This is a genomic window from Steroidobacter cummioxidans, assembly GCF_003104955.1.
This window is the reverse complement of sequence record NZ_LSRW01000009.1, coordinates 16,581-30,420: the sequence shown is the minus strand read 5'-3', so window position 1 is coordinate 30,420 and position 13,840 is coordinate 16,581. Positions and strand designations below refer to the sequence as shown.

The following is a 13,840-nucleotide window of genomic DNA, read 5'->3' as shown; positions in this document are numbered from 1 at the left end:
CATCTCTTCGTTCGAAGAATTGCGTATCATGGTGGAGCGCAAGACCGCTCAGGTCTTAACCCAGAATCGAGAGTAAACAGAATGTTCAATCACATCATGATCGGCTCGAACGACATCGAGCGCTCGAAAGCGCTTTTACTTACGACGCTGTTGCTCAAAGACGCTCGGTGCAGGCGAGCCAAAGTTGCAAAAAAGTGCAAAGCAAGGCGGCCACTGGCCACATGCGACTCTTCTACCGGCATAACGGCAGCACGTTTTGTATCAGCGAGCCGATCAACGGAGAAAAAGCGACATTTGCAAATGGTGGCACCATTGGTTTCAAGTGCAATTCGCCGGAGCACGTTCGAGAGTTTCATGACGTAGCAGTAGCACATGGCGGGACTTCGATCGAAGATCCGCCGGGCCTGCGCGACAACGTGTTGGGTCCGATGCATCTGGCCTATGTGCGTGACCCGGACGGCAACAAGCTCTGTGCAATCTATCGGGTCAAGTAGACCGGTACGAGGATAGGCCTCGGCATTCATGATGGGACATACGCCACTCCGCATGAGGGGAGAAGGCCTATCCCCTCTTGCAAAGCCGAGGCGTACGCTCCGGGCAATGCGTGCGAGACCACTCTTCGCTGCAGCATGCTTGGTCGCTTTGGCTGGATGTGCTGCCTCTGGCGCCCGGATTGCATCGAAGCCTGGCGAGTACACAGTGGCAGTGCAGCCGGTTCACACGGCCTTGCGCGATCTTCACGCAACCTACGTTTGTCCCGCGCAGGCTCGGCATCCCGGGTACCTCGTCATCTTCGTCACCGGCGATGACGGTTGGTTTGGTACGAGTCGCGCGGTGTTCACACACCTTGCCGACGAGGGTTATACGCTGGCGGGCTTCAGCGCGCCCGAAGCCCTTCGGGGAATCGATGACTCGGACAGAGTTAGTACCGGGCGCGCCGCGCAAGGGCTCAAGGCGCTGTACGGGCAGGCCAAGCAACATCTTGGCCTGCCCGATTCGACGCCGATCGTCATGGTCGGATTCTCGCGAGGCGCTTCCGCGGTTGCGTTCACGGCTGTGCACCCAGAGCTGCGCGACGACGTCAAAGGCGCGGTAGCAATCGCGCTGACCCGCGAAGCCGATTACCTGCAAGCGTCCGAAAGCGAACGCGAACTGGGCGTCAAGGTCGATGACCAGGATCGAATTCAACTTTATCCGGCGTTGAAGTTCCTCGGCTCGGCGCCGCTCGCGGTCATCCAGTCGACCAATGACTCTTATGTGCCCGCAGCCGAATCACGCCAGCTGCTCGGCGCGGATACGCCTACGCTGCGCCTCTACCCGATCGAATCGGAGGACCACGGGTTCAGCGATGCTCGCGACAAGCTGATGCGAGACCTCGATGACGCGCTTCACTGGATTGAACAAGAGGTGCCTGCCTCTGGTCCGCTCGCGCCCGCACAGGCTTGCGCACCGACTGCGTGACAGACTCATCGCTCAGCGCTTCGCTACCGGGCCGAAAGCGGGCGGCGCGAACCTATGGTGAGTGGCGGCCTCATACGCAGTCCCGATCCGAATCAGCGTGGGCTCCGAACCCTGGCCTGCGAAGAATGTCATCGCAATCGGCATGGGATGCGGCAGCCGGGTCGGTTTCGTCTCCTCGGGCAACACCGAGACGTAATCGGTCTTGGCTTCGTTCAAGGCGAACTTCGGCTCATAGATCACGTCGTTGGTACCGGCTGGCACGACGATGCGCGGAATCTGAAAGAAAGGTGTAATGCCCTCGAGGCTGATCGCGCCGACGTTAGGCCCCTGGATCTTCGGCGTGGGCACGGTGTTTTCTGGATGCACGAAAGCATCTATGCCGTTTTCGAGCATGACCTTCTGTAGCGCCAGCCGACCGATGTAGCTGCGCGCCAGCGCATCGCCTTTGCCTTCCTGCTGCCCTTTCCAGACCCGCCAGTTCTCAGCACCGGCTCGCGATTCATCCTCGCGGAACTTCGCGTTCCCGACCCAAGCCGCCCAATTTGTGATGCGCGCATCTGCTCTGGCGGCGAGATATCGGTCGATGTCGAAAGCCACGTTCGTGCACAGCGTGGTGCTGCAAGGTAATGCACCGAACGATTGGAAATTCGTGATGTTCACCTTGTCGGTCAGCGGCGCCTCGCGCCGGCTCAGCTTGAGCAAATAATCGGACGACGTCACATCGTAGCCAGGCACCGCGAAGACCAGCTCGCCAGCGCTGTTGCGACGGGGANNGACAAAGATTTCCGGCATCAGCCGCGGCAGGATCTCGGAGAGCGCATCGGCGAACGTGTACTTCAGATTGGGAATATCCGGATCGTCGGGATAACCGGGCGCGACCGTCTCTACGAGATCCGCTCCGAGCTGGTCGCGCAACACGCGCTTGATTTCCGCATCGATGCGATCGGAGATTGCCTCGTGATTGCGCGTGCTCTTGACCATGTGTTCACGCAGGATGGCAATGCGCATCGCCCCGAGCGGCCGGGCGGATTGTTTCAGCGTAGTGTCTGGAACTGCGAAGCTCGCAAAGGGCTGATCGGCGGCGATTGCCGGAGCGCTCGCGGTAAACAGATCCCGCGAATCGTAGTAGCCGGTCTTGGGGTCTTTGATGGCATCGAGCACGCGTGCGGCGTCCGTCAGCGTTCGTGCATGGATGCCCGGTCGGTCGTGGAACCATTGATTGGTGATACCGCCATTGTCCGGCATCAGTCCCTTCGTCGGCAGCAACATCGCGATGCCATTGCGAGAGGCGGGGCCTTGGCACGAAGCGGACGACTGCTCGCAGATGCCGACCATCGCCAGGTTCGCGCTGACGGCGGCGCCGGATCCACCGCTCGATCCGCGTGGCACGCGCTCAGTGTCATAGGGATTGCACGCCTGACCGCTCCAGGCGCTGACTTGCTGTCCGCCGGCTACCCAGTTGGTTCTCGTCTGCGACGGCCCACCCGGATTGCCAGGACCGGCATTGAACTCATGAGCGTTGGACTTGGCGAAGATGATGGCGCCTTTCGCGCGCAATTGCGCCACGATCGTGGCATCGAACGGCGGCACGTCCATGGCGAAATTCACATCGCTGTTGGCCGTGGTGCGCATGTCTTTGGTGTCGTACGGATCCTTGAAGGTCGCGGTGACACAGTACATCGGCAGCACGGCGAGATCGGGATTCGCACCGTATCGCGCGTCGAGCTCTGCTGCCCGCTCCAGCGCATCCGGCTGTTTGCGAAACTCCTCACATACGGCAGGGGCTGCGGCGGAGAGCGGGCCGGTGGATGGGGGCGCATCGAATGCGCCTTTGCACGTGACCGAACGCTCGCCGCGAATGTTGAGCGTCTCGAGCGCGTTGATCTGTCCCGCGTTTGGTATGCCCACGCGCATGCCCATCTGCGCCATCGCGCTGGGATCGGACACGGTCGGTTCCATGCGACCGTAGTCGAGCGGCAGTCCCTTATATTGATCGAGACCGGGGAAGAGGGACGATGCCTTGACCGTCGTAGTCGGGAATACGAGCGCTGCGCCGTTTCGCACGTAACCTTTTGCGGGCCGCACTCGGGCGCCATCAGCAGTCACCAGCTTGGTACAGACGCCGTTGTACGCGCGGGCACGATCAATGTAAGCCTGCACGATGCTCTGACAACTCGCTGCTCCCGACCGGATCGCGGCGTGGACATCCGCGATCGTTGCCTCTTCCACGTGAAACTTGCCGGGCGTGGCTGCTTCAGCTGGGCCCACTAGAGTTAGCGACAGCGCGAATGCGTAAACAAACGAAGGTGCTTTCACGATCATGGCCGGTACCAGTAAGCCGGCACGCCGCGGGTAAAGAGGCGCTTGGGAATCATTGCGTGAATGCCCTTCGTGCCATCGACCACCTGCGTCACGCGGAAGTCGACGGCGATGCTCGATAGCGCGAACGCATTCTTGAAATCCAGGCCGCGCAGATCGGCCAGATAGGCGTTAGTTTCCTTGATCGCCATGGTCATGGCGTTGTCCAGATCGGAGTCGAGTCCGAAAGCGATGTAGTGCGTCGGCGTCTCGGCCCGCGGCGCCAGCAACGTCCGGTCCTTGTGCAGGATGAACTGGAGCACCGCGGTGTTGGCGGTTTCGATCGCGTTGACGGTGACTTCGCCATCGCCTTGCGCGGCATGCGAGTCGCCCGTGTAGAACAGGGCTCCCGGGTGGTAGATCGGCAGAAACAACGTGGAGCCCGTGACCAGCTCCTTGCAATCCAGGTTGCCGCCAAACATTCCCGGCGGTCCGCTGCGACGATTCGAACCGTCTTGCGCCGGCGGCAACGTTGCCATCACGCCCATGAAGGGCCCGAGCGGCACTTCGATGCCGTCGTCGAACCGGCCTACGTTCTTGCGCAGATCCAGCGGTACCACCTTCGTGAACGGTTCCGGCACGCTGTCAGGGATACCTCCAGCGCCTGGTCGCTGACTGACCGTGCCGTAGGGGATGCGGGGTACCACCGAGAGAATGCGCACTTCGAGCACGTCACCGGGCATCGCGCCGTCGATTGCCACGGGACCGACCAGCAGGTGGCCGTTTTCGATGCCGGCGTAACGTTTCGTTTCCTTGACGACACGATCGATCTCGCCGATGGCGCGGGTACTTTCCGCGTCGAGCTGAATGCCGTTCTCTGGCAGCCACTGATGCGGTTCCTGCTCGCCCCAGCGATTGCCGCCGCCGGTTTCGAGCTTCACGGTCTCGCCCGATTTGATGGTCAGGATCGGTCGCTTTTGCGCGGGGAAATTGCCAACGACAGAGCTCTCTGGCGTCAGTCGCACCAGATGATCAAAGCGAGGCTCCGCGGCGAGTGTGTTCAGCGCGAGCAAAGCCAGCACCGAGCCCGCGCCTGGTTTCATGATCCGTTGCAGGATGGCGTTCATTGCCACTGTCGCATCTCCCGTGGAATTCGTTGTCCCGCGGGTGAAAGCAGAATGCATGCCAAGGCTGAGCTGAAAATTTCAATGCGCGTGGCGAGCGGATCACGATCGATTTCAGTCGTGCCGAGCGCAGAACCGAGCGGGGACGTGTGGGCGAGACAATTTCATGCACAGCCGACGTATCGTTAATGTGCACGCGAAGCCGGCGCGTGCACAGTGAACGCACAGTGGATCGGCGGGTGTTTTGCGCCTATGCCAGTCCGAGCTTCTTCAGCACCTCTGGCGGTGGCCCGTCGTACGTCGTCATCGCCACATTTCCAACGTATCTCAGGTCCTTCATCCCCACCGGCGTCGTGTAATACCCGCCGGCGGTGAGGGCGCGATAGCGCGCGAAAAACTTCGCAGCCTGTTCGTACTGCGCCGCCGGTTTCGACGCGCTAATGTCGTCACAGATGGCGACGAGCTCCTTCTCCATCAGCGCGGAGAAATTGCTCTTGAAGCGGCGTTGCGCCTCTTGATCGAGCCACGCCAGTCCCTGCACGACGACCGGCTTGTCGCTCTGATTGTTCGGATACGGCGCGCTGATCCACTCGTCGATGAAGTCGACGACGCCAAGTTTCGAGGCCGCCGGTGACTCGTCGTCGGCAGGAATAATGAGGTCACTCAGCACCGTCGCCGTTGCCCGCTGATGTTCGTTGAGCGTCAGCGGCCACAGTTCGCCGACCTGATAGATCTTCAGCAGGTTCGGGTCCTTGCCGTAACCGGCAGCGCTCTTTGCCGTTCCCTGCGCCAGAGCGGCGCCGGCAGGCAGTTGCAGAGCGGCGCTCGCGGCGAGCACCCACTTCAGAGCGGTACGCCGATCGACACGAATCGAATCGTTGCTCGTTTCCATGTCACAGCTCCTTGCGCTTCAGGGCGGACAGCATGTAGTCGGCGCTGCGCCAGGCGAGCGCCATGATGGTCAAGGTCGGGTTCTTGTCGGCGTTGGAAGGGAAGGGGGCGCCGTCGGTGAGGAACAGGTTCTTCACATCCCAAGTCTGACCCCATTGGTTCACGACCGAGGACTTCGGATCGCTGCCCATGATGGCGCCGCCGACTTCGTGAATGATGAAGCCGCCGGGGAGCAGATCCTGCTTGCTGGTCACGCGCCCGCCCATGTTCTGGATGATCTCGGTAAACGCCTTGTGCGAGTGGACGGCCTGGCGCTTCTCGTGCTCGGACCACTTCCAGTGGAAGCGCAGCGTTGGAATGCCGTACTGGTCCTTCTTGCTCGGATCGATCTCGCAGTACGAGTCCTCGTTGGGGATCATCTCGCCGCGACACACCAGGCTGACGAACGAGCCGTAGTAGCGCCGCATATCCTGCTTGAACTTCTTGCCGTAGCCGCCGACGTAGTTGGCGAGGCCCGATGCACCGCCGAAGCTGGGCATATCGCGGCCCGCGCCGATTTCGATGTGATATCCGCGGGCGAAGTCGAGCTTGCCCGCGTGTTGTTCTTTGTAGAGCCACCACGGCGCATACACATGCATGCCGCCGGCGCCGTCCTCGTTGTGTGGCGGCACGTCCTCGAGCAACGGTATCTGGCCGCTTACGCTGGCGCCGACCGTGTCCATCAAATATTTGCCGACCTTGCCGCTGGAGTTCGCGAGACCTTGCGGGAACTGCGCGGACTTCGAGTTTAGTAGGATGCGCACAGACTCACAGGCGCTGGCCGCGAGCACGATGATCCGGCCCTTGGCGCGCACTTCCTTGCCCGTGGTCTTGTCGATGAAGACGACGCCCGTTGCGCGACCGTTCTTCCCCATCTCCACTTCACGCACCATCGCGTTGGGAAGAATGTCCAGATTGCCCGTCGCCATGGCAGGTGGCAGGTGCACCGTCGTCGATTGATAGTTGGCTTTGATCGAGCAGCCGCGTCCGCAGCCCGTCGCCCAGAAGCACGGCGCGCGGCTGCGCATGCTGTCCGCGACGATTTGCTGCGCGCGAGGATTGCCGGGATGAAGCAGGGCGGGGATGCGCTTGAAGTCCAGTTGCTGAGTCAGCACCGCGCGATGCACGGGAATGACAGGCACGCCGGTTTTCTTCGCATGCTTCTGAATCAGCGCTTCGCCGGCGCGCGCCTTGGGCGGAGGTAACAAACAACCGGCGGGTGAGTCGGGCGTATTCTCGAGATTGTTATTGTCGCCATAGATGCCGACCAGCATTTCGACCTTATCGTAGTACGGCGCGACATCTTCATACGAAATCGGCCAATCGAAGCCGAGTCCGTCGCGAGTCTTCGGTTTGAAGTCATACGGGCCGTTGCGTAGTGAAATGCGGCCCCAATGGTTGGTGCGGCCGCCGAGCATGCGCGCACGCCACCACCAGAAAGCTCTATCTGCGTCGGGCAATGCGCTCGAGTAGGGCTCGCCGGGAATTTGCCAGCCACCATCGACGGTCGCATCGTAGAAGCCAAATTCCTTATCGAGCGTCGAGGTGCCGCGCAGCGGCGCCTGGTCCGGCGTATGAAACATCGGCGTCTCGATCTCGGGCACGTAGTTGCGGCCCGCTTCGAGCATCAGCACTTTCGCGCCGTCCAGCGTCAGCGTGTATGCCGTCTGTCCGCCAGCGGCTCCGGAGCCGACCACGATGACGTCGTACTCCTTCTGTAAACCTGCAGTGTCGATCAGCGGCATGGCCTACCTCCCTTGGTGAGCCCTGGGTCGGTCTGAAGTTGGTTTATCGTTTCGGCGGCGGCGCCGCGCTGTCCCGCACGATCAGCTTGATCGGCAGCGTGTGCATTGTCGGTTCGGGTTTGCTGCCGTTCAGCATGTCGAACAGCAGCGACATGGCTTTATTACCGATCTCGCGCGTCGGCTGTTCGATCGTGGTGAGCGGCGGATCGCAGAAGCTGGCGAATTCGATGTCGTCGAAGCCGACCACAGACACGTCCTGCGGCACGCGGCGACCGGTGCTCTTGAGAAAGCGGATCGCACCCAGCGCCATCTCATCGTTGAAACAAAAGATCGCCGTCGGTGGCCGTTGGGTATTGAACAACTGCTCCGCGGCGGCCTTGCCGGAGCTCATCGTAAAGTCGCCTTGCGCGATCAACGTGTCGTCCGCTGAAATTTTTGCCGAGCGCAGCGCGAGCTTGTAACCCCGCAAGCGATCGCTGGTGAGCGGGCTCGAATCCGGGCCGAGAACCACACCAATGCGGCGATGGCCCAGACCCAGCAGATACGACGTCATTTCACGAGCCGCCGCGGCATTGTCGATGCCGACGCGCGGGCAGGGTGCGTCCTCGATGTATTCGCAGGCATTGACCAGTGGGATATCGAGCGTGCCATTCGCGCCGCGCGCTGCTTTGGGCAAGCGCGGGTGCAGTTGGATCAAGCCATCCGCCTGACGCGTTTCGACCAGGCCGACGTAGTAAGCCTCGCGATCTTCGCGACCCTCAGTGTCCCCCAGCAACACCGCGTAGCCGTGCTGTTGCGCGACCTGCTCGATGCCGCGAATGATTTCCGCGAAGAACGGGTTGGCGATGTTCGGCACCAGCACCACGATCGAAAAGGCGCGTTTACTGCGGAAATTGCGCGCCAGCAGGTTGGGCTTGTAACGGCTGCGCTCGACCTGGGCGAGCACTTTCTTGAGCGTTTTGTCAGAAACCTTGTCCGGCGTCGTCAAAGCGCGGGAGACGGTGGCAATCGACACGCCGGCCTGACGGGCGACCTGACGGATCGAAGTGGCGCGACTGGAGGACACTGGATATTCCGCTGGTGAACTGTTGGCTGAGCGTCATTATGGCTCGGCCAGCGGGCGCTTGTGCGCTGGGTTGTTTTCGATGATCTCGTCGACCGCGCCGCTGCGCTGAATCGACTCGGATTTGAAGGCGAGCGCGAACAACGCAAACACGCCTGCAGCCAGCGCCGCCGGGATCAGCCAGATGGCCTTCCAGTCATGTCCGCCCGTCAGGGCATACTGATCGTAGATCATGCCGGCCACCTTGAAGCCGGCCAGCATGCCGACGCCGTACGTTGCCAGCGTGATCAGTCCCTGTGCAGAGCTCTTGTATTGTTCGCCAGCTTTCGAGTCGGTGTAGATCTGCCCGGAGACGAAGAAGAAATCGTAACAGACGCCATGCAAAGCAATGCCGCCGATCAGCAGCACCAGTGCCGAATCCTGCGCACCGAAAGCGAATAGCACATAGCGCAGTACCCAAGCGGCCATGCCGATGAGCAATGTCTTCTTGATGCCATAGCGATTGAGAAACACCGGCAGCAGGAGCATGAACAACACTTCGGACATCTGACCGACGGTCATTTTGCCGGTCGGGTTGGTCACGCCGATTTCAGCGAGGAACAGGTTGGTGTTCTGGTAGTAGAACGCCAGAGGAATGCAGATCAGGACCGATGACAGAAAGAACACCGCGAAATTCCGGTCCTTGAGCAAGCGCAGGGCGTCCAGCCCCAGAGCCTGCGATACCACGCTTTGGGACGCGACGCGGACCGGCGGCGTGGCGGGCAGCGTGAAGCTGTACACGCCCAAGATGAGCGAGACGATGCTGCACAGGAGGAACGTATTGCGTAGCGCGTCGGCTGCGACGGCTTGCTGCGCATCCCAGCCGATCGTGCTGATGAACAGGCCAGCAGCAATCCAGCCAATCGTTCCCCATACGCGGATCTTGCCGAATTGGGCAGCGGGATCGGTCAGCTGACGGAACGACACAGAGTTCACCAGCGCCAGCGTCGGCATGTAGATGATCATGTAGCCGAGCACATAGGGATAGAACGCTGCGAAGCTGCTGGAGCTGTACATCAGGTACATCAGCAGCGCGCCGATGAGGTGGAGTACGCCCAGGATGCGCTCTGCATTGAAGAAGCGGTCGGCGATCAAACCGATGATGAACGGCGCAATGATCGCGCCCCAGCTCTGAGTCGAGAATGCCTGCCCGATCTGGCCGCCGGATGCAGAGAAGGCCGCACCGAGGAAGGTGCCCAACGTGACGAACCAGCCTCCCCAGATGAAGAACTGGAGGAACATCATGACGCTGAGCCGGGTAGTGATCGGATTCAAGAGCCCCCCTTTGTGACCGGTTCGCCGTGGCTGCCGACACGGCGTCAGGTCGCGGTCCCACTGTTAGGAGTTCGAATTTGTAACGGGTTACATCGCGAAGGTTGCAGAAACTCGCGCTGCCTGTCAAACACAGGCAGCGGCGCTTGCGGGTCCGCTGTTATTTGAGCTTCCTGACGCTCACTTCCTTGAAGTACACGACATCCACATCGTTGTGGTTCTGCAGCCCGATGTAACCGCTGGCCGCGCGCTTGCCGCGATCCGGCTCGTGTTTCGCTTTCTTCTCGGGGACCGGTGAGCCTTCCTTGAAGTCGGTGACTTTGGTGCCGTTCACGGTAACGACGGTACGCTCGTCCTCGATGGTGATTTCCATCGTGTTCCATTCGCCGGTCTTGGGCTGTGCCAGCGTCTTGGTGAAGGAATACAACACGCCGGTGCGATGCCAATCGTCGTCGCTGTCGTCGATCTGCACTTCATAGCCTTTGTTCACCGGCATCCATGGTTCCGTGGGCTGTTCGGGAATGCGAATGAACACGCCGGAATTGCCGCCGCCGTTGTCATCCGGTGCCTTGTACACGACGCGAATCACTGCGTTGCCGATCTTCTCGCCCGTGTAATACAGCAGGCCCATGCCGCCGACGGTCTTGAGCGCGCCGTTCTCCACCACGAACTCGCCCGGGCCGACATGTTTCCAGCCGTCGAGGTTCTTGCCGTTGAACAACGGCTTCCACTCTGACTTCGAACCGGTGTCCGCGCTTGCTGTCATGGCGCACGTGGCGGCAAGCACCGCGCCCCAGGACGCGGCGCGCGCGCCACGACTGAATTCATTGAACATGAGAAGGCTCCTTTGCTCGTTACGACTTGAGCGCGCTCAGGTACTCGAAGCTGGTGCGCACCGCATCGACTGTCGGGCCGGTGAAGTTCTCCTGCTCGACGAAATAGTGTTTCAGGCGCTGCGGATCGCAGGCGGCGAATACGCCCTTCCAGTCGATCTTGCCGCGACCGATCTCGACGGTCTGGGCCTTGACCTCGTCCACTGCGGTGACCGCGTCCTTGCGCACGTCCTTTACGTGCAGCAACGAAACACGATCGGCGTGCTGTTTCAGAAACCTGGCGGGATCGAGCCCGGCCGTGACCACCCAGCCCAGATCCAGCTCGATGGTAACCAGCTTCGGATCGGTCAACTGCAGCAGGTGATCGAACGCGGTCACGCCGTTGAACGAGCGGAATTCCATGTTGTGATTGTGATAACCGGCCTGCAGCCCGGCTTTTTTCGCAACCTCGCCCAGCTTGTTCAGCTGCTCGGCATTCCACTTCCAGTCATCCAGCGTGATTTCCTTGGCAATGGCCGCGGACGCCGGCTTGTTCCCGGGCAGCGAGGGGAAGGCGCAGACGAAGTATTGCGCGCCGACTTCGGCCGCGCCGTCGACCAGCTTCTGCATGTCCTTCTGGATATCGCCCATGCTGGAGTGGGCGGAAGGCGCGGTCATGCCGTGGTCGGCGAGGATCTTGCGCATTTCCTTACCGGATTTGCCGTAGAAACCGGCGGTCTCCACTTCGCGATAGCCGATCGCCTGCAGCTTCGCGAGCGTGCCGGCCAGATCTTTGGCCGCGACGTCGCGCACTGTGTAGAGCTGCAATCCGATCGGGCGGCCCAGCGGACCGGTGCCGGCGCCGGCCGCGAAACTTCTGACTCCACTCATGGCGGCCAATGCAGCAAGCGAGCTGCCCTCGAGAAAGCGGCGACGTGTGATCATGAAGGTTCTCTCCTAATCGTTGATGGCGGTCCATTGATTGTTGGCGGAGGAGCGCAAGACGGCTTCCACGATGCTCATGGAGCGCGCGCCGTCGGCGAACGTCGGCAGTCCGGTGTGCGACTGGCCGCGAATCGCGGCATACGAATCGCGCACGAAGGCTTCGAAACAATCGCCCCAGCCCTGCGCGTGGCCGGCGGGCAGCCAGGCGAGCCGTTGCTGCTCGGGCGAATACTGCGATGGATCGCGCATCAGCAAAGTCGTGCCTTCGCGTCGGCCGATCCACAGTTGCTCGGGGCTCTCCAGATCGAACATGACGCTCTGCTGTGCGCCGTCGAGCTCGAACCACAAGCGATTCTTACGGCCCGCCGAGACCTGGCTGACCGTCAGTGTCGCGAGCGTGCCGCGATCGGTGCGCAGGATCAGGCACGCGACGTCTTCGGTGTCGACGGCCTTTGTTTCCTTCACTTCGCCGCTGGCTTGAAACGCGACGCGACTCGCAGCCGCCGAGCGTTGCGCAATCGGCGTGCCGAGCGTGGCGATCAGTGAGGTGAAGCGCTCGCCTGTGATCCATTCGAGCACGTCACAAAGATGCGAGCCGATATCCGCGAACGCGCGTGACTTGCCGCCCGCAGTCGCGTCGACGCGCCAGTTTGAATCGCCGGCCTGCATGAGCCAGTCCTGCAAATACGAGCCTTGAATCAAATACAGCTTGCCGGTTTCATCGCGCTGCACGCGTGCGCGGGCTTCGCGCACCATCGGGTGATAGCGATTGATGAACGGCACCGTGCCGACGAGGCCTTTGCTTTTCGCGAGATCGGCCAATACCCGAGCATCCTGCAACGACGTGGCGAGCGGCTTCTCACAGACGACGTGCTTACCGGCTTCAAGCGCCGCTTTCGCGACTTCCATGTGCAGCGAGTTGGGCGTGCAGATGTGAATGACATCCACGTCCTTGTCTCGTGCCGCTTCGAGCCCGGACGCAAAGCCGCGGGGAACATCCATCGACTTCGCCGCCTCGGCCGAGCGCTGTGGCGAAGAGGCGGCGACACCCACGACCTCCGCGCCGGCGAGCCGTGCAGAACGTACATGAACTCTGCCGATGAAACCGGTTCCAATTACTGCCGCACGAAGGGGTTTGGACATGGCTGTCAGCGCTCGAAAAGGGGTTCAGGGAGTGGCGGCCGGGCGCGCATATTGACACGTCGCCGGCTCAGATTTCACGTAGTAAGCACGGTAGTTGCCGGCTTTGGGGTCCATGCAACCGGCCAGGTTGAGCAGTGAGATCTTGCGAAAGTCGATGGGATGCGACTCGCTCTGCAAGGAAATATAGCCGCCTTCGATCAGCTTGCCGGTGGGCTGCGCGGCCGGATCATGGTTGTGTACGACACCGCCGCCGAATTGCGGCAGGGCATATTCGAGCGCCTTCTGACCATCGATGAGGTGAGTGATCTGGCCGGCGCCGAGCACCAGCAACTCGACGCGTACCCATTGATCGCCGTCGTAGGTGCGCGAGCCCGAGTTCAGGCAATGCTCGGGATACAAGCTGCCATCGACCACGATCTCGGTGCCCGGCGTGCAGACATTCAGGGTCGGGCGCGCGCTACCGTCGCTCTTGCCACCGAGCAGCTGCGCTTCGATGGAAATCGGGAAGTCCTGATCTCGCGTCATGGTCTTCGGATCCTGCGAGTGGATCATCATGCCGCTGTTACGAAATGCCCAGGCGCCGGGATTGCCCTTGGCCTGCTCGCCGACGAAGCGGTACTCGACCACCAGGCGGTAGTAGCTGTACGGCGTCTGGTAGAACAGATGGCCGAACTGGCTGTCGAAGCTCCGATATTTGTCGTAACGAACCTGCAGCAGGCCGCGCTCTACCCGGAACGTATCGGCAAAATTCTCGCCGAGTGCATGTTTGGAGATTTTCGGGGTCCAGCCGGTGAGGTCGCGACCGTTGAACAACTCGATCCAGTCGCCAGCCGGGACGGTGGGAGGTGCGGGCGGCGCCTGGGATTGCGCGAACGCGGATGACATGCCGAGCAGCACGCACCCCATCGTCAGCATCTTCGCTGTCCGCATCATGTCCCCCAATGTCCTGATCGAGTCATGAGTTTTCTATTGCGTCCCATCGGCGCACGCTGCGACCATAGCTGTCAC

At 61.4% G+C, this 13,840-nt stretch carries 11 protein-coding genes and 1 pseudogene; 2 read left to right on the top strand and 10 right to left on the bottom strand.

The features are described 5' to 3' along the window. The first annotated feature begins 81 nt into the window (after window positions 1-81). Window positions 82-494: pseudogene (locus D0550_RS06155) on the top strand (VOC family protein). 205 nt (window positions 495-699) lie between these two features. Then, entirely contained in the window at window positions 700-1,461 is a 762-nt protein-coding gene (locus tag D0550_RS06150) for an alpha/beta hydrolase family protein (RefSeq protein ID WP_161965663.1), read from the top strand. 12 nt (window positions 1,462-1,473) lie between these two features. Here D0550_RS06150 and D0550_RS06145 read toward each other — a convergent pair whose 3' ends face one another. From D0550_RS06145 to D0550_RS06100, 10 genes are all read right to left on the bottom strand, one after another. Next, window positions 1,474-3,375 (bottom strand): amidase family protein, encoded by a 1,902-nt coding sequence (locus tag D0550_RS06145; RefSeq protein ID WP_422664256.1) that lies wholly within the window; start codon window positions 3,373-3,375, stop codon window positions 1,474-1,476. A gap of 404 nt (window positions 3,376-3,779) precedes the next feature. Then, entirely contained in the window at window positions 3,780-4,886 is a 1,107-nt protein-coding gene (locus D0550_RS06140; RefSeq protein ID WP_116808232.1) for an acetamidase/formamidase family protein, read from the bottom strand. A 247-nt stretch (window positions 4,887-5,133) separates the two neighbouring features. Beyond that, window positions 5,134-5,775, bottom strand: a complete 642-nt coding sequence (locus D0550_RS06135) for a gluconate 2-dehydrogenase subunit 3 family protein (RefSeq protein ID WP_116808231.1) — start codon at window positions 5,773-5,775, stop codon at window positions 5,134-5,136. A 1-nt stretch (window position 5,776) separates the two neighbouring features. Next, a complete protein-coding gene (locus D0550_RS06130) occupies window positions 5,777-7,558 on the bottom strand; it encodes a GMC family oxidoreductase (protein ID WP_116808230.1) in 1,782 nt (593 codons plus the stop codon). Between the two features lie 43 nt (window positions 7,559-7,601). Further along, window positions 7,602-8,624, bottom strand: a complete 1,023-nt coding sequence (locus tag D0550_RS06125; protein WP_116808229.1) for a LacI family DNA-binding transcriptional regulator — start codon at window positions 8,622-8,624, stop codon at window positions 7,602-7,604. A gap of 36 nt (window positions 8,625-8,660) precedes the next feature. After that, window positions 8,661-9,935 (bottom strand): nucleoside permease, encoded by a 1,275-nt coding sequence (locus tag D0550_RS06120; protein WP_116808228.1) that lies wholly within the window; start codon window positions 9,933-9,935, stop codon window positions 8,661-8,663. A gap of 157 nt (window positions 9,936-10,092) precedes the next feature. Further along, a complete protein-coding gene (locus tag D0550_RS06115; protein ID WP_116808367.1) occupies window positions 10,093-10,698 on the bottom strand; it encodes a 3-keto-disaccharide hydrolase in 606 nt (201 codons plus the stop codon). An 88-nt stretch (window positions 10,699-10,786) separates the two neighbouring features. After that, a complete protein-coding gene (locus tag D0550_RS06110) occupies window positions 10,787-11,689 on the bottom strand; it encodes a sugar phosphate isomerase/epimerase family protein (RefSeq protein WP_116808227.1) in 903 nt (300 codons plus the stop codon). A 12-nt stretch (window positions 11,690-11,701) separates the two neighbouring features. After that, window positions 11,702-12,832: a Gfo/Idh/MocA family protein gene (locus D0550_RS06105; RefSeq protein ID WP_116808226.1), complete on the bottom strand. Its 1,131-nt coding sequence runs from the start codon at window positions 12,830-12,832 to the stop codon at window positions 11,702-11,704. A 24-nt stretch (window positions 12,833-12,856) separates the two neighbouring features. After that, complete coding sequence (locus tag D0550_RS06100; RefSeq protein ID WP_206606122.1) at window positions 12,857-13,765, bottom strand: 3-keto-disaccharide hydrolase; 909 nt, start codon at window positions 13,763-13,765, stop codon at window positions 12,857-12,859. Window positions 13,766-13,840 lie beyond the last annotated feature (75 nt).

Coding starts and splice junctions, on each gene's coding strand:
- D0550_RS06140 (WP_116808232.1), bottom strand. CDS start 4,886: ATGAACGCCATCCTGCAACGGATCATGAAACCAGGCGCGGGCTCGGTG.
- D0550_RS06105 (WP_116808226.1), bottom strand. CDS start 12,832: ATGTCCAAACCCCTTCGTGCGGCAGTAATTGGAACCGGTTTCATCGGC.
- D0550_RS06100 (WP_206606122.1), bottom strand. CDS start 13,765: ATGATGCGGACAGCGAAGATGCTGACGATGGGGTGCGTGCTGCTCGGC.
- D0550_RS06135 (WP_116808231.1), bottom strand. CDS start 5,775: ATGGAAACGAGCAACGATTCGATTCGTGTCGATCGGCGTACCGCTCTG.
- D0550_RS06110 (WP_116808227.1), bottom strand. CDS start 11,689: ATGATCACACGTCGCCGCTTTCTCGAGGGCAGCTCGCTTGCTGCATTG.
- D0550_RS06130 (WP_116808230.1), bottom strand. CDS start 7,558: ATGCCGCTGATCGACACTGCAGGTTTACAGAAGGAGTACGACGTCATC.
- D0550_RS06115 (WP_116808367.1), bottom strand. CDS start 10,698: ATGACAGCAAGCGCGGACACCGGTTCGAAGTCAGAGTGGAAGCCGTTG.